General features: G+C 44.9%; 26 protein-coding genes, 1 rRNA gene and 1 other annotated feature. Of the genes, 1 reads left to right on the top strand and 26 read right to left on the bottom strand.

The features are described from left to right. Positions 1 to 175 precede the first annotated feature (175 nt). The 13 genes from rplL to cysE all read right to left on the bottom strand — a co-directional run bounded on the left by rplL (position 176) and on the right by cysE (position 8,685). Positions 176 to 535: a 50S ribosomal protein L7/L12 gene (gene rplL / locus ACFWMP_RS30405; RefSeq protein ID WP_036680508.1), complete on the bottom strand. Its 360-nt coding sequence runs from the start codon at positions 533 to 535 to the stop codon at positions 176 to 178. A gap of 66 nt (positions 536 to 601) precedes the next feature. After that, the gene (gene rplJ, locus ACFWMP_RS30400) at positions 602 to 1,105 is read right to left on the bottom strand and encodes a 50S ribosomal protein L10 (protein ID WP_042192187.1); all 504 of its coding nucleotides are present in this window, start codon (positions 1,103 to 1,105) and stop codon (positions 602 to 604) included. Between the two features lie 64 nt (positions 1,106 to 1,169). Further along, positions 1,170 to 1,322: a sequence feature (ribosomal protein L10 leader region), on the bottom strand. A gap of 67 nt (positions 1,323 to 1,389) precedes the next feature. Continuing rightward, the gene (rplA, locus tag ACFWMP_RS30395; protein ID WP_036680504.1) at positions 1,390 to 2,082 is read right to left on the bottom strand and encodes a 50S ribosomal protein L1; all 693 of its coding nucleotides are present in this window, start codon (positions 2,080 to 2,082) and stop codon (positions 1,390 to 1,392) included. An 82-nt stretch (positions 2,083 to 2,164) separates the two neighbouring features. Then, positions 2,165 to 2,590: a 50S ribosomal protein L11 gene (rplK, locus tag ACFWMP_RS30390; protein ID WP_042131235.1), complete on the bottom strand. Its 426-nt coding sequence runs from the start codon at positions 2,588 to 2,590 to the stop codon at positions 2,165 to 2,167. Between the two features lie 75 nt (positions 2,591 to 2,665). After that, complete coding sequence (gene nusG, locus ACFWMP_RS30385; RefSeq protein WP_036680499.1) at positions 2,666 to 3,199, bottom strand: transcription termination/antitermination protein NusG; 534 nt, start codon at positions 3,197 to 3,199, stop codon at positions 2,666 to 2,668. 21 nt (positions 3,200 to 3,220) lie between these two features. Further along, the gene (secE, locus tag ACFWMP_RS30380) at positions 3,221 to 3,412 is read right to left on the bottom strand and encodes a preprotein translocase subunit SecE (RefSeq protein ID WP_036680497.1); all 192 of its coding nucleotides are present in this window, start codon (positions 3,410 to 3,412) and stop codon (positions 3,221 to 3,223) included. Positions 3,413 to 3,432: 20 nt separating this feature from the next. Further along, positions 3,433 to 3,582, bottom strand: a complete 150-nt coding sequence (rpmG, locus tag ACFWMP_RS30375) for a 50S ribosomal protein L33 (RefSeq protein WP_076099620.1) — start codon at positions 3,580 to 3,582, stop codon at positions 3,433 to 3,435. Positions 3,583 to 3,973: 391 nt separating this feature from the next. Then, positions 3,974 to 4,618 carry an RNA polymerase sporulation sigma factor SigH gene (gene sigH / locus ACFWMP_RS30370; protein ID WP_036680496.1) on the bottom strand — a complete coding sequence of 215 codons (645 nt, stop codon included), beginning with the start codon at positions 4,616 to 4,618 and terminating at the stop codon, positions 3,974 to 3,976. A gap of 158 nt (positions 4,619 to 4,776) precedes the next feature. Then, positions 4,777 to 5,298, bottom strand: a complete 522-nt coding sequence (locus ACFWMP_RS30365; RefSeq protein WP_042192189.1) for an NYN domain-containing protein — start codon at positions 5,296 to 5,298, stop codon at positions 4,777 to 4,779. Positions 5,299 to 5,300: 2 nt separating this feature from the next. After that, a complete protein-coding gene (rlmB, locus tag ACFWMP_RS30360; RefSeq protein WP_042192191.1) occupies positions 5,301 to 6,065 on the bottom strand; it encodes a 23S rRNA (guanosine(2251)-2'-O)-methyltransferase RlmB in 765 nt (254 codons plus the stop codon). Between the two features lie 37 nt (positions 6,066 to 6,102). Further along, complete coding sequence (locus tag ACFWMP_RS30355; RefSeq protein WP_379426056.1) at positions 6,103 to 6,537, bottom strand: Mini-ribonuclease 3; 435 nt, start codon at positions 6,535 to 6,537, stop codon at positions 6,103 to 6,105. After that, the gene (gene cysS, locus ACFWMP_RS30350; RefSeq protein WP_042192197.1) at positions 6,534 to 7,943 is read right to left on the bottom strand and encodes a cysteine--tRNA ligase; all 1,410 of its coding nucleotides are present in this window, start codon (positions 7,941 to 7,943) and stop codon (positions 6,534 to 6,536) included. Before cysS ends, ACFWMP_RS30355 begins: the two co-directional genes overlap by 4 nt. A 49-nt stretch (positions 7,944 to 7,992) precedes the next feature. Further along, entirely contained in the window at positions 7,993 to 8,685 is a 693-nt protein-coding gene (gene cysE, locus ACFWMP_RS30345) for a serine O-acetyltransferase (RefSeq protein ID WP_042192199.1), read from the bottom strand. A 106-nt stretch (positions 8,686 to 8,791) separates the two neighbouring features. Here cysE and ACFWMP_RS30340 point away from each other — a divergent pair, with 106 nt between their 5' ends. Then, entirely contained in the window at positions 8,792 to 9,217 is a 426-nt protein-coding gene (locus ACFWMP_RS30340) for a hypothetical protein (protein WP_379426053.1), read from the top strand. On the opposite strand, the gene gltX is transcribed toward ACFWMP_RS30340, so the two are convergent. The 13 genes from gltX to rrf form a co-directional block, all read right to left on the bottom strand. Beyond that, entirely contained in the window at positions 9,197 to 10,660 is a 1,464-nt protein-coding gene (gene gltX, locus ACFWMP_RS30335; protein ID WP_042192201.1) for a glutamate--tRNA ligase, read from the bottom strand. The two genes, ACFWMP_RS30340 and gltX, sit on opposite strands and share 21 nt — an antisense overlap. Before the next feature lie 53 nt (positions 10,661 to 10,713). After that, a complete protein-coding gene (ispF, locus tag ACFWMP_RS30330) occupies positions 10,714 to 11,202 on the bottom strand; it encodes a 2-C-methyl-D-erythritol 2,4-cyclodiphosphate synthase (protein WP_042192203.1) in 489 nt (162 codons plus the stop codon). After that, positions 11,199 to 11,897 (bottom strand): 2-C-methyl-D-erythritol 4-phosphate cytidylyltransferase, encoded by a 699-nt coding sequence (gene ispD / locus ACFWMP_RS30325; RefSeq protein ID WP_042192206.1) that lies wholly within the window; start codon positions 11,895 to 11,897, stop codon positions 11,199 to 11,201. The genes ispF and ispD overlap by 4 nt, the downstream gene beginning before the upstream one ends. Positions 11,898 to 11,992: 95 nt before the next feature. Next, complete coding sequence (locus ACFWMP_RS30320; protein WP_042131244.1) at positions 11,993 to 13,081, bottom strand: PIN/TRAM domain-containing protein; 1,089 nt, start codon at positions 13,079 to 13,081, stop codon at positions 11,993 to 11,995. 179 nt (positions 13,082 to 13,260) lie between these two features. Further along, positions 13,261 to 13,998, bottom strand: a complete 738-nt coding sequence (pssA, locus tag ACFWMP_RS30315; RefSeq protein ID WP_042192208.1) for a CDP-diacylglycerol--serine O-phosphatidyltransferase — start codon at positions 13,996 to 13,998, stop codon at positions 13,261 to 13,263. A 64-nt stretch (positions 13,999 to 14,062) separates the two neighbouring features. Beyond that, complete coding sequence (gene disA / locus ACFWMP_RS30310) at positions 14,063 to 15,139, bottom strand: DNA integrity scanning diadenylate cyclase DisA (RefSeq protein WP_042131246.1); 1,077 nt, start codon at positions 15,137 to 15,139, stop codon at positions 14,063 to 14,065. A 14-nt stretch (positions 15,140 to 15,153) separates the two neighbouring features. After that, a complete protein-coding gene (radA, locus tag ACFWMP_RS30305) occupies positions 15,154 to 16,521 on the bottom strand; it encodes a DNA repair protein RadA (protein WP_042131247.1) in 1,368 nt (455 codons plus the stop codon). Between the two features lie 192 nt (positions 16,522 to 16,713). Further along, complete coding sequence (gene clpC, locus ACFWMP_RS30300) at positions 16,714 to 19,182, bottom strand: ATP-dependent protease ATP-binding subunit ClpC (RefSeq protein ID WP_042131248.1); 2,469 nt, start codon at positions 19,180 to 19,182, stop codon at positions 16,714 to 16,716. Positions 19,183 to 19,217: 35 nt separating this feature from the next. Continuing rightward, positions 19,218 to 20,282 carry a protein-arginine kinase McsB gene (gene mcsB, locus ACFWMP_RS30295; RefSeq protein WP_042192210.1) on the bottom strand — a complete coding sequence of 355 codons (1,065 nt, stop codon included), beginning with the start codon at positions 20,280 to 20,282 and terminating at the stop codon, positions 19,218 to 19,220. A gap of 28 nt (positions 20,283 to 20,310) precedes the next feature. Beyond that, positions 20,311 to 20,835: a protein-arginine kinase activator protein McsA gene (gene mcsA, locus ACFWMP_RS30290; RefSeq protein WP_042192214.1), complete on the bottom strand. Its 525-nt coding sequence runs from the start codon at positions 20,833 to 20,835 to the stop codon at positions 20,311 to 20,313. A gap of 30 nt (positions 20,836 to 20,865) precedes the next feature. Then, positions 20,866 to 21,327: a CtsR family transcriptional regulator gene (locus ACFWMP_RS30285; RefSeq protein WP_042131251.1), complete on the bottom strand. Its 462-nt coding sequence runs from the start codon at positions 21,325 to 21,327 to the stop codon at positions 20,866 to 20,868. Between the two features lie 387 nt (positions 21,328 to 21,714). Next, entirely contained in the window at positions 21,715 to 22,887 is a 1,173-nt protein-coding gene (locus ACFWMP_RS30280) for a GNAT family N-acetyltransferase (protein WP_379426047.1), read from the bottom strand. Positions 22,888 to 23,306: 419 nt separating this feature from the next. Next, positions 23,307 to 23,398: ribosomal RNA gene (gene rrf / locus ACFWMP_RS30275) — 5S ribosomal RNA — on the bottom strand; the annotation flags it as partial.

Below are 23,398 nucleotides of genomic sequence, written 5' to 3'. Positions count from 1 at the left end.
TTCACACAACCCTACTAACTCTATCAAGCATAAACGCCTCTGATGTCCTTATAAGGACGGTAAGCGTTCAAGCGAGAAATATAAAGATAAAGTATAATGTGAAACTTATACTTTCTTATATTTTTATAAAATAAACCCCTTGAACAAGTTCAAGGGGTTTTCAGTATAGAAGGAATTACTTCACTTCTACAGCTGCGCCTGCTTCTTCCAATTTTGCTTTAGTAGCTTCGGCTTCGTCTTTGCTTACTTTTTCTTTGATAGCTTTTGGTGCGTTGTCTACAAGGTCTTTAGCTTCTTTCAAGCCAAGGCCTGTGATTTCGCGAACGATTTTGATAACGTTGATTTTGGAAGCGCCAGCGCCTGTCAAAATTACGTCAAATTCGGATTGCTCTTCAGCTACTGCTGCTACCGCACCGCCAGCTGCTACTGGAGCTGCTGCTGTTACGCCGAATTCTTCTTCAATTGCTTTAACCAGGTCGTTCAGTTCCAATACGCTCATGCCTTTAATTGCTTCCAAGATTGCTTCTTTACTCATGATTGAACCTCCATTTATAATTTAAATTTGTTTGTGGTATTGATTTATGCTGCAAGAGCCAAAGGCTTACGCGCTTTGTTCTTCTTTTTCAGCAACAGCTTTAACTGCAAGCGCGAAGTTGCGCATTGGAGCTTGAAGTACGCTAAGCAGCATGGACAGCAAACCATCGCGGGATGGAAGCTCAGCCAGTGCTTTCAATTGGTCCGCGTCGATGACACGTCCTTCTACTACGCCGCCTTTCAATTTCAAAGCGTCGTTTTTCTTGGCGAAATCGTTCAAAATTTTAGCTGGAGCTACTGCATCAGTTGTGCTGAATGCGATAGCTGTTGGACCAGTCAAAACTTCATCCAACTCAGTCAACTCAGCCGCAGCAGTTGCGCGACGTAGCAATGTGTTCTTCAGGACTTGAAACTCAACGCCAGCTTCACGAAGTTGCTTACGCAGTTCAGTCACTTGGGAAACGTTCAATCCACGATAGTCCGCTACAACAGTCGAAAGACTGTTTTGCAGTTTCGCAGTAACAACGTCAACCGCATCCTGTTTTGCTTGAATTACTTTTGCATTTGCCAATGTATACACCTCCTGAAAATTTATGTGTCGGCGTCCTTTCCAAGGAAAGCATCACCGCTCCTACGCAGGCATTAGAAAAGCCTCCGCAGAATCACGAAGGCTTGATAAAACGAAAGTTATACGAGCGAGCTCGTTACTTCTTGTTTCTATCACAACACCTCGGTAGGGAATTAAGCACTAAGGCACCTACTGTCTACGGTAAGCATATTCAAGGTTAAGATTGATACCTTAAGTTTCACAACTGTTATAGATTATCAAAATTGACCCAAAGAGTCAACCCTTATTTATCTGAAGACGGTTGTGTTCACACGAGCGCTAGGACCCATTGTGGAAGAAATCGAGATGCCTTTAAGGTATACACCTTTAGCAGCAGCTGGTTTCGCACGGTTCAAAGCGTCGATAAGAGCTTTAAGGTTATCGTTCAATTGTGCAGCATCAAAGGACACTTTGCCGATTGGCGCGTGAATTTGACCTGCTTTGTCAAGACGATATTCGATTTTACCGGCTTTGATTTCTTGCACAGCCTTGGAAACATCGAATGTAACTGTGCCAGCTTTAGGGTTAGGCATAAGACCTTTACCACCAAGCAGACGACCCAGTTTACCGACTTCACTCATCATATCAGGTGTAGCTACGCAGACATCAAATTCAAACCAGCCTTGTTGAATTTTGTTGATCATGTCTTGATCACCAACAAAATCCGCGCCAGCAGCTTCTGCCTCTTTCGCTTTTTCACCTTTTGCAAATACAAGCACGCGTTGTGTTTTACCAGTGCCGTGAGGCAGGACAACAACACCACGAACTGCTTGGTCTTGTTTACGCGGGTCTACACCCAGACGAACTGCTGCTTCAACGGTTTCGTCGAATTTTGCAGTCGCTGCCTTTTTCACAAGCTCTACAGCTTCTGAAGGCTCGTAAGTTGCTTCGCTGTTGATCAGCTTAGCAGCTTCTTGGTATTTCTTACCATGTTTAGCCATGAAAATGTTCCTCCTTTGTGGTGTTAGCGGAAATTCCTCCCACATACTTGCGGGTCACGAATGACCGATTCTTCGAAAACTACTAGTCTTCGATTGTGATACCCATACTGCGAGCAGTACCTTCAACCATACGCATTGCAGCTTCTACAGATGCAGCGTTAAGGTCTGGCATTTTTGTTTCAGCAATTTCACGAACCGCAGCGCGGCCGATTTTTGCTACTTTTTTCTTGTTTGGTTCGCCGGATCCTTTTTCTACTTTAGCAGCGATGCGAAGCAGAACAGCAGCCGGAGGAGTTTTAGTGATGAACGTAAAGGAACGGTCTTCAAATACTGTAATTTCAACCGGAATGATCAAGCCAGCCTGGTCGGCAGTACGAGCATTAAATTCCTTACAGAATGCCATGATGTTGACACCTGCTTGACCTAACGCCGGACCTACTGGAGGCGCTGGATTCGCTTTCCCTGCAGGAATCTGCAGTTTCACCATTTTAATAACTTTTTTAGCCATGAGTGACACCTCCTTGCAAAAATAGTGGTCTTCGAACGCCATTGGCGCTCTCCCACAAGAAACCCTTAGCTTATGTTATATTTTCTCCACTTGAGTGAAATCCAACTCTAGCGGGGTTTCCCGTCCAAACATGTTCACATGCACTTTGATCTTGCTCTTGTCAGCCAAAATTTCTTCCACGGATCCCACAAAATTCGCAAACGGACCAACCATAATACGTACGGATTCCTTGATTTCGAAATCAATCTTCGCTTTAGGTTCAACCATGCCCATATGCTTCAGAATTTGTTCTACCTCTTCCGGAAGCAAAGCTGTTGGTTTAGACCCTGAGCCTGTCGAACCAACAAATCCAGTAACGCCCGGAGTATTGCGGACAACATACCAGGAATCATCAGTCTGAACCATTTCCACCAAAACATAACCCGGGTAAACTTTACGCATAACGGTTTTTTTCTTACCGTCTTTGTTTACGATTTCTTCTTCCATAGGAACAAGAACGCGGAATATTTTGTCTTCCATGCCCATGGACTCAACGCGCTTTTCCAAATTGGCTTTGACCTTATTCTCATACCCAGAATAGGTATGAACGACATACCATCTTTTTTCCATATCAAGCCACCTGGGACCTCTCTAAATAATCGCTTCAATCACAGCGGAAATACCGATGTCCAGAACCCAGAAGTAAATAGCGACAACTACAATTGTACCGAGAACGATCAATGTATAGTTGGTCAATTCTTTACGACTTGGCCAGCGAACTTTTTTGAGTTCACTCCAGCTCTCAGTGAAAAAGGAAAACATAGACTTGAAACTACGTTTCATGCCGACTACACCTCCACAGACTATCTGGTTTCGCGATGAGGAGTTTGCGAGTTACAATACTTGCAAAATTTCTTCATCTCCATGCGGTCGGGGTGATTTCGCTTGTTTTTGGTAGTCGCATAGTTTCTTTGTTTGCAACTTGTACAAGCCAAAGTGATAATTACCCGCATGATGTGCACCTCCCGAGACGTCCTTCTAACAATACAATTAGAAGACGTAAATATTGATCCTAAAAAAAGCCGCGAATTTAGGCCTACCTAAAACACTTTAGCATAATGTCAAGGTCTGTGTCAACGAAAGAATTCCGTTCTGCACTGGGTAATTTCGGGTGTTATAGTCATATGGCCGTACCCTGTCCTTGGGTCTATCTCTTCCTCACACTTCGCTGTCTTCCTTATCATTATGGGGCATTCCGACTGTGTATAAACCTACCCTCAACGGCAACAACTAAAATCGACTCAAATAGAAATTTATGGTGTTAGCTCCTAATTCTATCTAAGCAATTTCATGAGACTAAAAAAAAGAACTCGATGTACGAGCCCTCTTGTGTTCATTATATCATTAATTGTCACGCACTTCTAGATATCTTTCTAATTTCCGCTTTACTCGTTGTAAAGCGTTGTCAATAGATTTCACATGCCGCTTCAGATCTTCAGCAATTTCCTGATAAGATCGTCCGTCTAAATACAACATCAGAACCTTACGCTCTAGGTCACTTAAAATCTCCGCCATCTTATCTTCAAGTCCAATGAATTCTTCTTGATTGATAATTAGCTCTTCTGGATCTAGTACCTGAGTTCCACAAATGACATCCATAAGCGTCCGGTCGGAATCTTCATCATAAATGGGCTTATCCAAAGAAACATAAGAATTGAGCGGAATATGCTTCTGACGCGTGGCCGTCTTAATAGCAGTTATAATCTGACGTGTTATGCAGAGCTCAGCAAAAGCCTTGAATGAAGAGAGCTTGTCACCTTTAAAGTCACGAATAGCCTTATATAGACCAATCATTCCTTCTTGAACAATATCTTCACGATCTGCCCCGATCAAGAAATAAGAGCGGGCTTTAGCACGTACAAAATTACGGTATTTATTAATTAAGTGTTCCAATGCGCCACTGTCGCCACCACGGAAAGCCTCGACAATATCTTCATCACTTATGAAATCATACTCGGATAGCATTATTTCCTTGAGGTCGACACTCACCAAGAATCCCCCCGGCTGCAACGCAAGACACATCGTTACTTCGCGAAATATAGGATCAGTATATATTATGTTACCTTACACCGTCAACCGGATTTGTCCAAAAACAATCTGGAATAGCATAAAATGGAATAAAAATATTACCTAAATCTTTCCTCTTGTCACTGCCTACGCCAATTTTCCAGTTTATTCCGCACATCAGGAGGCAGTTTGTCTTCCAAAGAATGACGTGTAGAGCTGATACTTCCCGGTTCGATAGCTTTTTTCACTTGTTTCTGGTTCTCTTCAATTTCTAGGTGCAATTCTCTTGCAGAAATCCGCAGTGCACCTTGGGCGAAAATGATATGTTGCTCCACAAAGTCACTCGTTGCAACATAGATCTGCCGACGTCGGTTGCTAAATTCCCCAACCAATCGCTCGATGCATTCATCTGCGGTTTCTTTTTCCTTGGTGAAAAACACCTGGACTTTGCCCTGGACAAATGACCGACCCAATCCTGGAACGCGGTATGCATCAAACACAGCAATAACTCGTCGTCCTGAGTAAGCCTGGTAATCAGCCAGCAAATCCATCAAGCGGTCGCGTGCTTCCTGCATACCAATCTGGGACAGTGCCGCTAGTTCCGGCCAGCCACCGATCATATTGTACCCGTCCACAAGCAGCACATCGCGCCAGTCGGCCATAGTTATCCCTGCTGTTGCCGAAGGCGTACCACTTCATACATAATGACTCCTGCGGCGACAGAGGCATTTAATGAATTGATCTTTCCGGCCATCGGCAGCTTAAGTAATACATCACATTTTTCACGAATCAGGCGTCCCATCCCTTTATTCTCATTACCGATTACAACAGCTACCGGTCCTGTGAAAATATTGGATCCAAACAGATTCTGATCTGTATCCACATCCGTACCTACTACCCAGACTCCCTGCTCTTTCAGACGATCAATGGTCTGACCTAGGTTAGTGACCCGCGCAACCGGAACATATTCCACGGCACCCGCCGATGTTTTGGAGACGGTAGCAGTAATCTGAGCCGAACGACGTTTAGGTACGATTACTCCATGCACTCCAGTACAATCTGCTGTCCGCAGAATGGACCCAAGGTTATGAGGATCTTCAATCTCATCCAGCAAAATCAAGAATGCAGGCTCTCCTTTGGCTTTAGCTGCAGCCAGCAGATCATCTACCTCGACATAGGCAAAAGGTGCGGCTTGAGCAACTACCCCCTGATGTTGAACTCCAGGAGCAAGTTGATCCAGCTTACGCTTGTCCACATGCTGAATGACAATCCCCGCTTTACGTGCTTCAGCGACGATTGGTGCGGTCAGATGCTTCTGAGCCGTTTCTGCAATCCATATTTTATTTAATGTACGACCCGCACGAAGCGCCTCAAGCACTGAATGCTTCCCAGCCAATATTTCCTCTTCTGTCTTCAAATCTTCTTCCATGTTCACTTCTCCTATTCTCTATTTCGCAAAAGCCTTATCACGGCTGTTTCAACATAAACTGTATGCCACTGTTCACAATTTCTTGTATTCTTCCCTGTTGACCTGTGTAGTATAAGTAACCTATCAGACACTCAAAAGCAGTAGCATGACGGTATTCAAGCACATCTGCATTCTTAGGAATACTTCCCGATTTAGCATTTCTCCCCTGACGGGCGACATCTTTTTCCTCTTCTGTGAGACTTGGCTCCAGAAATCCAAGAATTGCACTCTGCGCCTTAGCGGATACAAGTCCTGTAGCAGAGCGATGCAAATGGTTTGGGCGCAAATTCGGAAGAGATACTAAATACTGGCGAACTGACACTTCGTAAATGGCATCTCCTACATAGGCAAGCACAATTGGCGAGAGGAGTCGCGCAGGTTTGGAAGGCTCGTAAGGAAACCACCCGTTCTGAAACTTGCGTTCCTCACTCATTTCCGCCGCCACCGCATTCCCTGCGGAGTATCCTCAAGCAATATGCCCAAGCGACCTAATTCATCACGAATCTCATCGGACCGGCTCCAATTTTTATTCTTACGCGCTTCAACCCGCTCCGCGATCAATCGTTCAACTTCTTCACTCGCGATCTCTTCTTCCTCATGCTCAGGTGTTAAACGCAGCACAGCATTCATTTCCCCAAAAGCTTGCAGCAACGCAGCAAAATCAGCAGGGGCTGCTTCACTATTCGCAAGGGTATGGTTTGCAAGACTCACCCAATCAAACATAGCGGTAATCGCATCAGGGGTATTAAAGTCATCCTGCATTCTAGCATGAAAATTGGCCACAATAGCAGATAACTTATCATTAATCTCTAAGCTGACCTCACCCTGGGCACCTTCAGCAGCAAGTTCAAGACGATGCTTAACGTTACTTTCTGCTAGTGAGATACGTTCTACGCTCTTTTCAGCTGAAGTCATTGAATCCACCGAGAAGTTCAACGGATTACGATAATGGGTCGATAGCATGAAATAACGAATAGTTCCAGCTTTAAATTGCCCACGGATATCTTTCACAAGCCATCCGTTACCCAATGATTTCGACATTTTTTCATCACCGATGTTGATAAATCCATTATGCATCCAATAATTAGAGAGTGGCTTACCCGTCAGAGCTTCTGTCTGAGCGCATTCGCATTCATGATGCGGGAACTGCAAATCTTGTCCACCCCCGTGGATGTCCATCGTATCCCCCAAGAACTCTCTTGCCATGGCCGAGCATTCAATATGCCAGCCCGGGCGTCCATTTCCCCACGGGCTCTGCCAGTACACTTCACCTGGTTTTGCTGCTTTCCACAGCACAAAGTCCTCAGGTTTCTCTTTCCGTGAGTCTACCTCCACGCGAATACCAAACTGTAATTCATCTAGATTCTGACGGGACAGCTTACCATAGTCTTCAAATTTGGAAGTACGGTAGTATACATCGCCACCACTCTCGTAGGCATACCCTTTTTCCTCGAGCTCTTTAATGAATCCAATGATCAGCTCCATGCTTTCTGTTACCCGCGGATTCAATGTTGCCGGTTTTACTCCAAGCCCTTCAAGATCCTCACGATAAGCATTAATAAAAATCTCAGCAACCTCTGCTACTGAAGTGTTCATTTCTTCTGCTTTGCGTATCAGTTTATCATCTACATCTGTGAAGTTCGTAACATACCGTACCTCATTGCCGAGTTGCTCCAAATAATTCCGGACCATATCAAAGACAATAATAGGTCTAGCATTTCCGATATGCATATATCCATAAACGGTTGGACCACATACATACATTTTCACTTTGCCCGACTCTTGGGGCACAAACTGCTCCTTGCTGCGTGTCATTGTGTTGTAAATTTGTAAAGCCATCCTATTCCAACCCTTTCTGTTGTCCCGATTCCTTAAGTACCGGATATGCTTAAATTTCGTAATCACCAATGTACTGCTGAGTTTCGACTAGCCGCTGCGCGGTCTTTTGCTTATCTTCTTCGCCAAGCTTCTCTCTGATCTCTTCGATCTCTTTTTGCAGAAAGCGAAGTGAATCTACAAGCGGGTCTGGCATCTTGGTATGATCCAAGCGATCGGATACACGTTCACCGTTACGTTTTACTACACGGCCCGGGTTTCCTACTACTGTACTGTTATTTGGAACTTCACGCAGCACAACCGCATTCGAACCTATATTTGAATTGTCGCCGATACGAAACGATCCTAATACCTTCGCACCAGAACCAATAACTACATTGTTGCCAACTGTGGGATGGCGCTTACCTTTTTCTTTCCCTGTCCCCCCAAGTGTAACACCTTGATAGATAATAACATCATCACCGATTTCACAGGTTTCCCCAATAACAATCCCCATACCATGGTCGATAAACAGCCTATTTCCGATGACAGCTCCGGGATGGATCTCAACACCGGTCATAAATCTACTAAACTGTGAGACCATACGGGCCATTGTATACCAGCGGCGTTTGAAAAAAGAATGGGCAATCCGGTGACCCCAAATGGCGTGCAACCCTGCATATGTGAAGACAACCTCGAACCAGCTGCGGGCAGCGGGATCGTTATCAAATACCGCCCGAATGTCCGACTTAATATGCTTAAACATCACGGTTCCTCTCTTCTTGACTCCCCCATCTCCTGTTTACAGGTACACAAGGAAGGTATTGTCTCCAATCCATCATTCTTATCATACATATGCTGTGGGTGTTTGCTTGGTTTGTTATATTAGAAAAGATACCCTGAAACAAAAAAAGCCCCTGCAGCATAAAGCTGCAGAGACGTTTAACCGCGGTTCCACTCTGCTTGAACGAATCAAACAGACTGCTGTTGTTACCATCGGCAGAGTTCCTTCGTTCCACTTGGCATCATTAACGGCGATGTACCCGGCGCGATCTAACGAGCCTTTAGGATCGTTCAACCGTGCAGCTCACAGGCGCATGTTCTGCCCCGGACAAATGAATAACTCCCAGCCCGAAAGGGTATCCCTTTCTCGGTTATTCTCTCTGGTAATTGCCTTTATGGACGTACTTCTCCTGATCACAGCTATTATCATATGGTTCTATCTTAGCGTAAAAGCTAAGGGACTGACAAGAGGCTTAATGATAAGTAATACTACCTTAAGCTCCTTTAATTTGTGATTTCAAACGTTCGATGACACGGTTTTGGCCGAGCAAAGCAATCGTTATATTAAGATCACGTCCGTGCGTTTGTCCGGTCAAAGCCACACGTATCGGCATAAAGAGCGCTTTGCCTTTGTGCCCTGTTTCTTTCTGCACTTCCTTGATCAGTACAGCCATATTACTAGCACTGAAATCCTGACAAGCTTCAACCTTAGCTAGGAAAGCAGACAAGACTTCAGGCACTTGGCTTTCCGCCAGAACCTGCGCCGCTTCTGTTTCTAACTCGAGATGGCTGCGGAAGAATAGTTCAGATAGCTCTACGATATCGGAGGCAGAGTTCATCTGCTCTTGATACAGTGCTACAAGGCTTTCTGCCCATGCCTGCTGCTCATCATTCAGCTCAGCCGGTATTTTCCCCGCTTTTTGCAGATGTGGAATCGCTAATGCCGAGATCCGTTTAGGATCAGCATGCTTAATATAGTGATTATTTAGATGCGCCAGCTTGTGCTTGTCGAATACAGCCGGACTTTTGGACAAACGGTCCGCATCAAAAATAGAAATAAGTTCTTCTTTGCTGAAGATCTCCTCTTCTCCCTCTGGCGACCAGCCCAGTAGAGAAATGAAGTTAACCAAAGCCTCAGGCAAGTAACCCAATTCATCATATTGCTCAATAAATGTAATTACAGATTGATCCCGCTTGCTAAGCTTCTTATGGTTGTCACCGACAATCAGTGTCATATGACCAAATATTGGGGGGTTCCAACCAAGAGCCTCATAGATCATAAGCTGACGTGGTGTGTTGGAAATATGATCTTCCCCACGTAGTACATGGGTGATAGCCATCAGATAATCATCAACAGCTACCGCAAAGTTATAGGTCGGAATTCCGTCCTTCTTCACGATAACAAAATCACCCATTTCTTTCGTATCAAAAGAAATAGTACCTTTTACAATATCATCAAACGTGTACGTACGATCTTCTGGTACACGGAAGCGAATGCTAGCTACTCGTCCCTCAGCTTCAAAGGCAAGGCGTTGTTCTTCCGTCAAATCACGGTGTTTGCCGGAATAACGAGGGGTTTCTCCACGTGCAGTCTGTTCTTCACGTTCTGCTTCCAGTTCTTCCTCTGTGCAGTAGCAGCGGTAAGCCAAACCTTTGTCCAGCAAATCCTGCCAATATACACGATATAGGTCAAGACGTTCAGTCTGGCGGTAAGGTCCGTACTCTCCGCCAACATCAACACTCTCATCCCAATCCATGCCTAGCCATTTCAAATACTTAAGCTGGCTCTCTTCGCCGCCTGCGACATTGCGCTTCACGTCTGTATCTTCAATTCTGATAATGAATTTACCGCCTTTATTACGGGCGAACAGATAGTTAAACAGCGCCGTTCTGGCGTTACCTATATGTAAATGTCCCGTAGGGCTCGGTGCGTAACGCACCCGGACTTGATCCGTCATTATATTCCCTCCGCTTCATATGGTTAAAACTTAGATTTGCTACTTAGACCATCTCAAGATGATATCACATCTTGGAGTAGACAGACAATAGATTGTGCGGCAATTCCTTCACCACGACCAGCAAAACCAAGCTGTTCAGTAGTCGTAGCTTTAACGTTCACCTTGGACGGGTCCGCGTGAAGCGCACGAGCAATAATCTCCGTCATTTGTGGAATGTATGGCGCCATCTTTGGTTTTTGGGCAATAATCGTTGAATCGATATTTCCAAGCTTATAACCTCGCTCGCTAGCAAGTGCCCACACTTGTTCTAATAATTTCAAGCTATCCGCGTCCTTAAACGCTGGATCTGTGTCCGGAAAATGTCTGCCAATATCACCAAGTCCTAGTGCGCCTAGAATCGCGTCACTTACTGCGTGCAGCAGCACATCGGCATCGGAATGTCCTACTAATCCTTTTTCATAAGGAATCGTAACGCCTCCAATAATACAAGGCCTTCCCTCAACCAGTTGATGTACATCAAACCCTTGTCCTACAGCGATCATGATTGTCCCTCTCCCCTGTTTCTTTCTGTGAATTCCGCAAAATCCAAATCATCTGGCGTCGTAATCTTAATATTTCTGTAGCTTCCCTCTACCACAGAAACCGGAATACCAGCACGCTCTGCCAAGCTGGAATCATCAGTACCTAGAAATCCATCCCGCTCCGCGGCCGCATAGGCATCCAGCAATTCAGAAAGACGAAAAGTCTGCGGGGTTTGAATCGCCCACAGACTTCGCCGATCCGGCGTAGACAGTACTTTGCCTTCGTTATCTACCTGTTTGATCGTATCTTTGACGGGTACAGCAAGAACTGAAGCACCGATCTGCTTCGCTCGCTCATAACATGCCTCAATTTCATTCGGCTGCACAAACGGACGAACACCATCATGTACCATTACCCACTGTGTCGTAAGTTTCAACAATCCTTTATGTACGGAATGCTGACGCTCAGATCCACCAGGTACTATAGCCTTAACCTTGTCCAGCTTATAGAGCTGTATCCATTCCCGGCAGCGCTCAATATCTTCCTTACCGGTTACGAGCACGATTTCAGAAATCAATTCGTGCTGCTGAAATACTTCCAGCGTATGAACGATGATTGGTTTCCCCTGCAGTAACAGATATTGCTTGCTCTCTACAGTCCCCATTCGCGTTCCTCTGCCTGCCGCCACAATGACGACGCCCACACTGTTTGACATTACTCAGGCTCCTGTCTTTCACGTATATTCCCATCATAACGTGTTTGGCGGGCATTTCCAACCCATAGGACATTTGCCATGCACTTTATCTACGCTTATTGTGCTTTTTCCAAGAGCTTTGGCTTCGCAAATATCATCCGTCCAGCTGAGGTTTGAAGCACACTCGTGACGAGAACCTCCATCGTAGTTCCGATATATTCCCGTCCGCCTTCCACAACGATCATTGTTCCATCGTCTAAATAGGCTACGCCTTGTCCATGCTCTTTGCCATCCTTAATGACCTGAACTACGATTTCCTCACCAGGCAACACTACGGGCTTCACGGCATTCGCAAGATCATTAATATTCAGGACTGAGACTCCTTGTAATTCGCAAACCTTATTCAAGTTAAAGTCATTGGTAACTACTTTACCTCGCAGTACCTTCGCTAACTTCACCAGCTTACTATCCACCTCAGAGATTTCTTCAAAATCTCCCTCGTAGATTAATACCTTCACATCGAGCTCTTTTTGGATTTTATTGAGAATATCAAGTCCCCGCCGTCCGCGATTACGTTTCAGTAGATCGGAAGAATCTGCGATATGCTGGAGCTCCTCAAGTACGAATTCCGGTATGACAATCGTTCCCTCAATAAATCCAGTTTTGCAAATGTCGGCGATCCGCCCATCAATAATAACGCTCGTATCGAGGATTTTATGCTCCTCCAGGCCACGACCTTCCGGTTCAGCCGCTTGCCCCCAGCGTCCAGTTGTCCAAAGTGCAGCTAGTTCCTCTTTTTTCTCCAGACCGATCCGCAGCCCCATATATCCAAAAGCTAACGTAACGGGTACCTGCAGCAACTGCCCAGCTTTTCCAAGCCAAATCATAGCAGGATATAACAGAAGAGATAGCAAAAGCCCTCCTGTAAGCCCAGCTGCACCTGCAGCCAATTCATTCATTGGTATACGCGAACAGTACAGAACCGCCTCCCGCAGTTTTGAACCTCCCCATTCCGCGCATAAAGACCCCGCAAACAAAAAAATAATGGCACCCAGCACCGTAAATAAAATGCTTCCCTCTACAGGTAAACTTTCACTCAGCTTTTCCATTCCCTTGGGGAATCCTCTTTCAAGCGCATGGTATAGCGAAAAACCAGACCAAGCACCACATATTAAAGCAAAAGACAATATCACTTTTTTCCACATAACCTAACGCACCTCCTTTTTATTCATCCTTGAATGATCTATACCTCACCAGTATGTTCCAATTTTCAAGACGATAAACTTGGGGTAGCGCTGGAATTGCAAAAAGGCTTTGCCATCCCCTAAGGACGACAAAGCCTCTAGCTATAATTATATTAGTTCAACCTTACTACAAGACTGCTTTAACCGTTCTTCGAGTGATACACTTTATCTTCAGAACGTCTTCTACGACGGTGACGGCGTCTGGCTGTCAATCGATCGATGTTTTGTTTAAAACCATATAACGCGTAAATGCCAAGTAAGACGAAGATTAGCTTAGCAATTTGTTCAGGGAACACAACAGCAACAGCCACGGCAACAACAATGACTACTGGCGCTCCGACAACCACTTTTTTAGGTAATCCAACCTTCTTAAAATTAGGATATTTAACAGTGCTGACCATCAAATATGATAAGAGCAATGTAGCCACGATCATAAATGGAGCAGAAACATCTTTATTAAAAAGAGCTAATGTGGCAAGTACACCACCAGCAGCAGGAATTGGCAATCCGATGAAATAACCAGGAACTCCTGGATGAACATTAAAGCGAGCTAGGCGCAATGCACCAAACACCGGGAAAATTGCAGTTACTGTCCAGGCTAATGCAGAATTTAAATCATGCAGGCTTGAGACGTACATAATAACAGCCGGTGCTACTCCAAAAGAAACGACATCAGACAAAGAGTCCAGTTCCTTACCAAATTCACTCTCACATTTAAGTGCACGAGCAACTCGGCCATCCAATCCGTCTAACAGCATAGCAATAATAACCATGATAGCGGCCATGCTAACTTTACCGTCAAACGCCATCATGATACCAAACATTCCGAGCATCAAGTTACCTATGGTAAAAAGACTCGGAATTGATTTTTGTATCATTTCTTCACCTCAATTTTCTCACATTGGCCTTAAACAGCTCCAATATTACGTGATTGTATGTTATTTACATTTGCCTGTCAATAAGAACTTGCTTCTGTAAACGTTTGAGCCCATCCTGAATATTACGAGCCCGCACCTCCCCAATTCCGTCCACTTCATCCAGTTCAGCTATGCTTGCAGACATCAAATTAGGCAGCATTTCAAACCGCTCCACCAGATTATGAATGATCACATTTGGAAGCCGCGGAATCTTGTTGAGCAGACGATAACCACGCGGAGTAACCACCTCTTCGGAAGAAATTGCCGTAGAAGAGTAGCCCAGCAATCGAGCAATATGGTTGTCATCCATTAGGTCATCATCACTAATACGTTTGAGACCGGCAATAATTTCACGAATTTTATCTTCTTGCTCTTCCTTAGCATAGTCTCTGTATAGGAGCCATGCTTCTTCCTCTGTATTTCCAACCAGTTCTTCCATCTGCATGCTGATTAAGCGTCCTTCATTGCCTAGTTCATTTATATATCGTTTGATCTCCATTTTTATGCGTAGAACCATCTCTACCCGCTGAATCACTCCGACCACTTCAGCTACGGTGACGATTCCCTCATACTCCGAAGCAGACAAATTCGTCAGTCCTTGTGTAAGAACCGCTTTGTACTTTTCGAGGGTCTGAATCGCTTGATTAGCTTTAGCCAAAATAGCTCCGATTTCTTTTAACGCATACCGAATGGAACCTTGATACAGGGTAATAATATTGCGGCGCTGTGAAATAGAAACAACCAGTTTACCTGTTTGCTTCGCTACGCGCTCGGCGGTCCGGTGACGAATGCCTGTCTCGATTGAAGAGATGGACGAATCCGGAATTAGCTGTGTATTTGCATACAAAATTCGTTTCAAATCCTCACTAAGAATAATGGCACCGTCCATTTTGGCGAGCTCATATAAATAATTGGGCGAAAAATCGCAGTTAATGGAGAATCCTCCATCCACTACCTCCATCACCTCAGGACTATACCCAACGACGATTAGTGCTCCCGTCTTAGCGCGCAGCACATTCTCAAGACCTTCCCGAAAGGGTGTCCCCGGTGCCGCCAGTCTGAGCAGATCATTCATATTCTCTAATTGGTTATATTCTTTCATAATCCCTGTGCCCCCTAATCTAACGCGACCGATAGTGCATCTGCTACGGTACTGACGCCAATAATCTGGATATCTTGCGGGTGCTTCCAGCCTTTCAAACTTTTCTCTGGCATGATCACCCGCCGGAAGCCTAGCTTCGCGGCCTCCTTCACACGCATTTCCGCGCGTGAAACACCTCTTACTTCACCTGTAAGTCCTACTTCACCGAAGAAAACATCGTAAGGTTTTGTTGAAATATCACGAAAGCTGGAAGCGATACTAACAGCTACTGCTAAATCAATCGCCGGTTCATCCAGCTTCACTCCTCCAGCAACATTAAGGTATGCATCCTGATTTTGCAGAAACATGCCCATCCGCTTCTCAAGTACAGCGATAATGAGTGCCATCCGCTGGTGATCCATACCTGTGCACACCCGGCGTGGGGAGGGGAAATGAGTGGCAGCGATAAGAGCCTGAAGCTCAACAAGCACCGGTCTAGTCCCTTCCATACTAGCCACGACTGTAGATCCGGCTACGCCGAGTGGACGCTCCGATAAGAAGAGCTCCGATGGATTTTCTACTTCTGTTAGACCCACTTCACCCATTTCGAAAATGCCGATTTCATTCGTTGAACCGAAGCGGTTCTTTACAGCCCGCAGGAGTCTATACGTATGATGCCGCTCTCCCTCAAAATACAGCACACAATCCACCATATGTTCAAGCATCCGTGGGCCTGCAATAGCGCCTTCCTTGGTGACATGCCCAACGAGAACTGTAGCAATTCCCCGAATCTTAGCGATACGCATAAATCTTGTCGTACATTCCCGAACCTGGGTCACACTACCTGGCGCACTAGTTACTTCTGGCATAAATACAGTCTGAATTGAATCGATAACAAGAAATTGCGGCTGAATTTGTTCAATCGCTTCTTCTATGCTTTCCATATTCGTCTCACATAGTACATATAGCTCAGCTGACAACGCACCGAGGCGATCCGCACGTAGTTTAGTTTGCCTTACCGATTCTTCGCCCGAAATGTACAGCACTCGCAATCCCTGAGTTGTCAGAGCATGCGACGTCTGTAATAAGAGCGTAGATTTACCGATTCCTGGGTCTCCCCCTACTAGTACCAGCGATCCTGGCACGATCCCCCCACCGAGAACACGGTTAAGCTCACCTATACCTGTCAGTATGCGCGGTTCCTTGTCACTTTCTATACTTATGATCGATTGTGCCTTTTCTTTACTATGAAAAATAGGGGCATTCATTCCCTGTGTTTTGACTACGCTTTCCGTTTCCTCCACCATGGAGTTCCAAGCTTGGCACCCGGGACATTTTCCGAACCATTTTGGCGATTCGTATCCACAATCGGTGCAAAAAAATTTAGTTTTTGGTTTAGCCATTTGTTCTCCTTACGGTCCGAACTTTTAAATTGCGGATATTTTCTTCTAATGAAAGTTTACCATTTCTGCCCCTTTAACGAAAGGTCATTCGGAATTTGTACTAAATGTATATTTTTAAGTGATAAATTTATATTAAAAAAGCTTCCGTCCCTCTATAAACTGAGGAGCGGAAGCTTTTTTTATTCCGTTTTTTTATTCGGATTCTACTTCTTTTTCAAGCAATGGCGCTACAGGAGCATCCACTTTATTCACTACAAGTTCTCCGCCAACTTCATCAATGTTGAGCGAATCACCCTTTTGGATATTTCCTCTCAACAATTCCTCGGAAAGACGGTCTTCAATATGCTTCTGAATCGCACGACGTAATGGACGTGCACCAAAGGCTGGGTCGTAACCTTCCTTAGCCAGGAACGCCTTAGCCGCATCCGTGAGTACGAAATCAACATCATATTCACGCAGCCGCTTGCGCAGCTCATCAGACATCAACGTAACGATTTCAGCAATATGCTTCTCATCGAGGGAATGGAAGACGATGATTTCGTCAATCCGGTTCAAGAACTCAGGACGGAAGCTCTTCTTAAGCTCTTCCATAACCTTGCCCTTCATATTACCGTATTCTGCTCCAGCATCTTGCACAGCTGTGAATCCAAGTGTCGAATTCTTCTTGATCGCTTGTGCGCCTACGTTAGAAGTCAGAATAATTAATGTATTACGGAAATCGACTACCCGTCCTTTAGAGTCAGTCAAACGACCGTCTTCAAGAACTTGCAGCAGAATATTGAATACTTCTGGGTGCGCTTTTTCAATTTCATCAAGCAGCACTACAGAATAAGGTTTACGGCGAACCTTCTCAGTTAATTGGCCACCCTCTTCATAGCCAACATATCCAGGAGGGGCTCCTACTAAGCGGGACGTGGAGTGCTTCTCCATGTATTCCGACATATCAATACGGATGACCGCATTCTCATCGCCGAACATGGCTTCAGCCAATGCACGAGCCAACTCAGTTTTACCTACACCTGTAGGACCGAGGAAGATAAAGGAACCCATTGGACGTTTCGGATCTTTAAGACCCGCACGCGCACGGCGTAGTGCCCGGCTAACTGCCTTAACAGCTTCGTCCTGACCGATCACTCGTTCATGCAGTAAAGCCTCCATGTTAAGTAGACGGTCGGTCTCCTCTTCCTTCAGCTTGCTTACAGGTATACCCGTCCAGCTAGCTACAACCTGTGCGATGTCTTCAGGTGTAACCTCTGAATCCGTGCGCCCCTGTTTTTCTTTCCATTGATTTTTTGTCGTATCAAGCTCTTCACGGATTTTTTGCTCTGTATCACGCAAGGCCGCCGCTTTTTCAAACTCTTGACTCTGCACTGCGGAATCCTTCTCCTTGCGAATATCATCCAAGCGCATTTCAAGTTCCTTCAGATTTGGCGGGATGGTGTAAGAGTGAAGCCTTACTTTAGACCCTGCTTCATCGATAAGGTCAATCGCTTTATCTGGCAGGAAACGGTCCGGGATGTAACGATCGGACAACTTCACTGCTTCCACAATAGCTTCATCCGTAATCTTCACACGGTGATGCGCTTCATAACGATCGCGAAGTCCGAAAAGAATTTGGACCGCTTCCTCTGGAGAAGGCTGATCCACCGTAATCGGTTGGAAACGACGCTCCAATGCTGCATCTTTTTCAATATATTTACGATATTCGTCAAGCGTAGTCGCACCAATGCACTGAAGTTCCCCACGGGCTAAAGCCGGCTTAAGAATGTTAGATGCGTCAATCGCACCTTCTGCGCCACCAGCACCGATTAGCGTATGAAGCTCATCGATAAAGAGCACGATATTACCTGCTTGGCGAATCTCATCCATAATTTTCTTGAGGCGGTCTTCAAACTCACCGCGATATTTTGTTCCAGCCACTACTGAGCCCATGTCGAGCGTCATGACGCGTTTGTCGCGAAGTGTTTCTGGGATTTCATTATTGATAATCTTTTGTGCAAGTCCTTCAGCGATAGCTGTTTTACCAACACCAGGTTCACCGATCAGTACCGGGTTATTCTTAGTCCGGCGACTCAGTACCTGAATAACACGTTCAATTTCCTTACTACGGCCGATAACTGGGTCTAGATTACCTTCCTTAGCATAAGCGGTCAAATCGCGCGCAAGACCATCTAGGGTCGGTGTGCTGACGTTAGCCGGAGTCCCGCTATGACTAGACGCAGCCTCGCTGCTTCCCAGGAGCTGAAGAACTTGTTGACGAGCTTTGTTCAAGCTGATGCCGAGGTTATTAAGCACACGAGCCGCGACACCTTCCCCTTCACGGATAAGTCCAAGCAAAATATGCTCAGTGCCAACATACGTATGACCCAATTTGCGGGCTTCGTCCATCGACAGCTCAATCACTTTTTTAGCGCGAGGAGTATAAGCAATGTTCGTAGGCTGTTCTTGACCTCTGCCAATCAGTGTCTCCACTTCGTCTTGGATTTTTTCAAGACCTAGCCCTAAAGCTATTAATGCCTTAGCAGCAATGCCGTCTCCTTCACGAATAAGTCCGAGCAAAATATGTTCTGTACCAATATTGTTGTGTCCTAAACGAACAGCTTCTTCCTGCGCCAGCGCTAGCACTTTTTGTGCGCGTTCCGTAAATCTTCCAAACATCATATCTCCTGCACCTCCATGAATAATAAATATCTATATTAATGTTGTGTTCCCAGTGTCTCTCGGAGCAGTTTTGCCCGATACATATCTCGTTCAGTAGCGTTCAGCTCATCGCCGAACATCTTTTGCAGAAATCCTGGCTGTGTCTTAACGTTAAGTTCATTAAGCACTGAAATCGAAAGACCTTCCAGAATACCAAGGTCAACCCCAAGTCTCACATCAGACAAGCGTTGAGCAGATTCTTTAAGCTCCATAAGAGCTGCATAACATAAAATTCCGTAAGAACGCTTCACTCGGTCTGTTATTCTCAGGGCGGAATCAACAAGCAACCGTTCACGTGCATTTCGCTCATGCTCAATAATCTGGGTAACTACACTGTGAAGGTTCTCTATAATTTCACTTTCCGTTTGACCGAGAGTGATCTGGTTAGAAATTTGAAAGATGTTCCCTACTGCTTCGCTACCCTCACCGTAAATTCCTCTTACAGTCAATCCCACTTGGTTCACTGCAGACAATATGCGATTGATCTGATGAGTCATTACAAGCGCTGGTAGATGCAGCATTACCGAGGCACGAAGCCCAGTACCAACATTGGTGGGACAACTAGTCAAATATCCTCTTTTATCATCAAAAGCGTAATTGACTGCTGCCTCGAATATATCATCGATCGCCGTCGCACGATCCCATGCTTCTCTAACCTGAAGACCAGGAAACAGACACTGGATTCGCAGATGGTCCTCTTCGTTAATCATGATGCTGACCGACTCATCTTCATTTAATAAGACAGCCGCACTGCGCGAATCATTAGCCAAGTTAGGACTGATTAGATGCTTCTCAACCAGTACCTTTTTGTCCAGTTCATTCACTTCATCAAGCTTTAGGAGTTGAAAAGATCCGAAATCTGCAGCTGCTTCCTCATGAAACACAGGAGCCAGTAGCTCTAATACTTCTTCCGATTGCTCTAAGGAAGCCAGCATTGGGAACGGAAGATGCTCTAGATTACGGGCAATACGCATACGACTGCTAATTACAATCTCGGAGTGACTACCTCCAGAACGCATCCAATCACTAAGCGCTTGTTCAGTAAATCGGAGACTTGACATGTCATATCCCCCCTATATATCAAAGACTTTACTCTTGTGCTATTTCTTTTTCAAGTTTACGAATCTGATCTCGCAGCTCCGCTGCTTTCTCGAATTCTTCTTGTGTAATACTTTGCTGTAATTCCTGCTTGAGTTCATCAATTTGGCGTCTAAACACAATCTGAGCTCCTGCACGTTTCGGAATCTTACCTACATGTGAAGTACTGCCATGCACTCGCTTAAAAAGCGGGTCCAGTGCACTGTTAAAATATTCATAACAGGAGCTACAGCCAAAACGGCCTAATTTGCTAAACTGGGAGTACGTCATCCCACAATTCTCACATTGCAGACTCTGCGTAGTCTTCGTTGCAGCCGACTTCTCCTTGCCGGCACCTTCAAGATCAAGCAGACCTGAGAGCAGACTGTGGATAGAGAATCCTCCAGCCGTTCCGGGAATGAGTTCACCCTTCTCCCGTGCACAGCTCTCGCAGATATGAAACTCCGTCTTCTCTCCATTCACGATCTTAGTGAAGTGGAGTGTTGCCGGCTTGACGCCACATTCCTGGCATTGCATAAGCGAAAGCCCCTCCCTTATGGTTGACAATTATTTGCCTAACAAAGAGATTAACATCGCCTTCATAATCTTGGCACGAATCTCATCCCGGTATGGAATCTTAACCGTTAGGCATTCCCGAGAAACAGCAGCGCGCATAAGGCACGCTTCACGCTTACTTAGAAAACCAGCTTCCTCCAGCTGATAAATCAGCCCTTCAGCAGCGTTCTGATCAATCCCGCCACCTATAGTATGGTTTAAATGGGCATGCAGTGCTACGTTAGGTGGTAATTCAAAACGTTGAATACGAATATATCCCCCGCCACCACGCTTACTTTCCACCACATAACCTTTTTCCAGAGTAAAGCGTGTACTGATGACATAGTTGATCTGTGACGGTACGCATGAGAACTGGTCCGCCAGGTCATTTCGCTGGATTTCCACCGTACCTTCGGGACTTTCATGCAAAATATTCTTCAGATATTGTTCGATAATATCAGAGATATTGCGCATCACTCATCCTCCAGTGCTTAAATCTTTATAATACCGATTGCAACTTGCATTCATAATGACAATGGTCTTTAATTGAACTTAAACATTTGTGGATAATCCCACGTGTTCAGAAGATCGGATAGATGTCATTATGCTTCGTTGACTTTGACTTTCTTTGACTTTTTAATATTATAACATATTCTGTGCTAATTCCAAGTGGATTCTCTTATTTTTCACTTTTTTCAGCGAATGTATTCGGAAATAAAGAACTCTCCCAACTTCTTTCGAAGGGGAGAGCCTAATTTTTGTCAAGTATAAACGCCTTCGGTATCCTTATTAGGGCGATAAGCGTTTATGCGAGAAATATAAGGATAATGTATAGCATGAAACTTATATTTTCTTATATTTTTAAAAATGATCAAATAAAGCTGTCTGTGCTTGTGGAATAATTTCTTCAAACCATTCCAGTGCTGCTGCGTGGCCAGAGACACTTCCATAACGTGCCATCTCTGTTGGTCGTTTGTATCCAAGCATCAAGGCCGTCAAAGTGCCTATATCACATCTCAAGTCTGCTTCCGCCCGTTCCCCTTCCACTCGAATCAAAGTAGCCGAGCCCTCATTAGAGATATTCCATGCCCATAACCCATCATTCCAAGGTGCATACTTATCTTCGATATATATAAGCTGCTTCTTTTGACTACTGTTTCCTCTGAAGGCGTAAGTTTCAATGAATGACTTGGCATTAACAATCCGCCCCATAAAATAAGGATAATTCTCTTGTCCTATACGTGGATCTGGCAGCAAGAAAGGTAATATGTCATCCGAAGGCACCAGCTTTAAGGATGCACCGGTCACCATCGAATCATGGTTCGCAAGAAATGTCCACAGCCCCTGCCGAGCTTGTTCATTCAAAAAAACAAATTCATCAATAACCAGTTCTCTGTTCTCTACCTTATACAGCACATATCCCTCTGGTTCACCACTCTTGGAGTAAAATACTGCACTCTTTCCTTCATCATCTAGAACAGAGTTCTCCCACCAGTCCAAATCGCGCTTAAGTGTCCCGTTATATCTGACAGCGAATCGATTGTATAGGCTATCTAATACTTCGATATCTTTTATATCCCGTTTAACCTTGCCCTCAACTTCGACCTTTTTGGGAAACTTCGCTACTGGAATAGAGTATTTCTTATATTCACAATAAACCTCCCAGCCAAATTTACGATAAAACGGAATCAAGAACGGGTGTAGAAAAGAGAGCATTTGACCTGCCTCATTCATCGTATGCAGCGCATGAGACAATAGATTTGCCACATGTCCTTGTCTGCGGTTCTCTGGCCATGTAGCCACTCCTGCTATACCACCCATAGGTACCACTCTGCCCTGTATGTAGACTTGGAAAGGAATAATCGTCAATTTAGCTTCCAATGTTCCGTCCTCAAAAGCACCCCATACCTGTTCAGCCTTGAATCTTTCCTTAGCACTTGCCCTTTTTTCACTAGGAAGCTTGTACTGAAAAGCATATTCTGACAAGTTCATGCTTGCATCGAATTCTTCTGAACGTAACTGTCTTATTACCACAAACTCACCTCATCCTTTATAAAATTACTTTTAGGATAAGTATAACAAGAGCTTCAATTGTGCGCTAATCTATTACATTATTTATAACTTTATTTTAGTTATCCACAGCTCTATGCAGTTTTAAAAATAGTCTTGAAATCTTGTCACATCCAAGTTAAAATAGTTATCCACTTATCAATAGCTCTATCCACATAATCCCGGTTATATCCACAGCAACCCGTGTATTACTTAGGTTTTCTGTTGACAGATCCATATAAATATGTATTTAATCCACACTATTTAGAGATTATTTCTCTTTCAATCATCTATCCACATGTGCGTAACTTTTCTGCAAATCCAAATGTTTATCCACAAGTTTTCCACAGCCTATAATAAACGCAAAAAAGCCACTGTCGATTACTCAACAGTGGTCTAATTGTGCTTGGCAACGTCCTACTCTCCCAGGACCCTTCGGTCCAAGTACCATCGGCGCTGGAGGGCTTAACGGTCGTGTTCGGGATGGGTACGCGTG

The organism is Paenibacillus sp. NPDC058367 (genome assembly GCF_042723305.1).
In the GTDB taxonomy this organism is placed as follows: domain Bacteria; phylum Bacillota; class Bacilli; order Paenibacillales; family Paenibacillaceae; genus Paenibacillus_AQ.
Note: the sequence above shows the minus strand (reverse complement) of the source record. Positions and strands in the feature narration are given on the sequence as shown.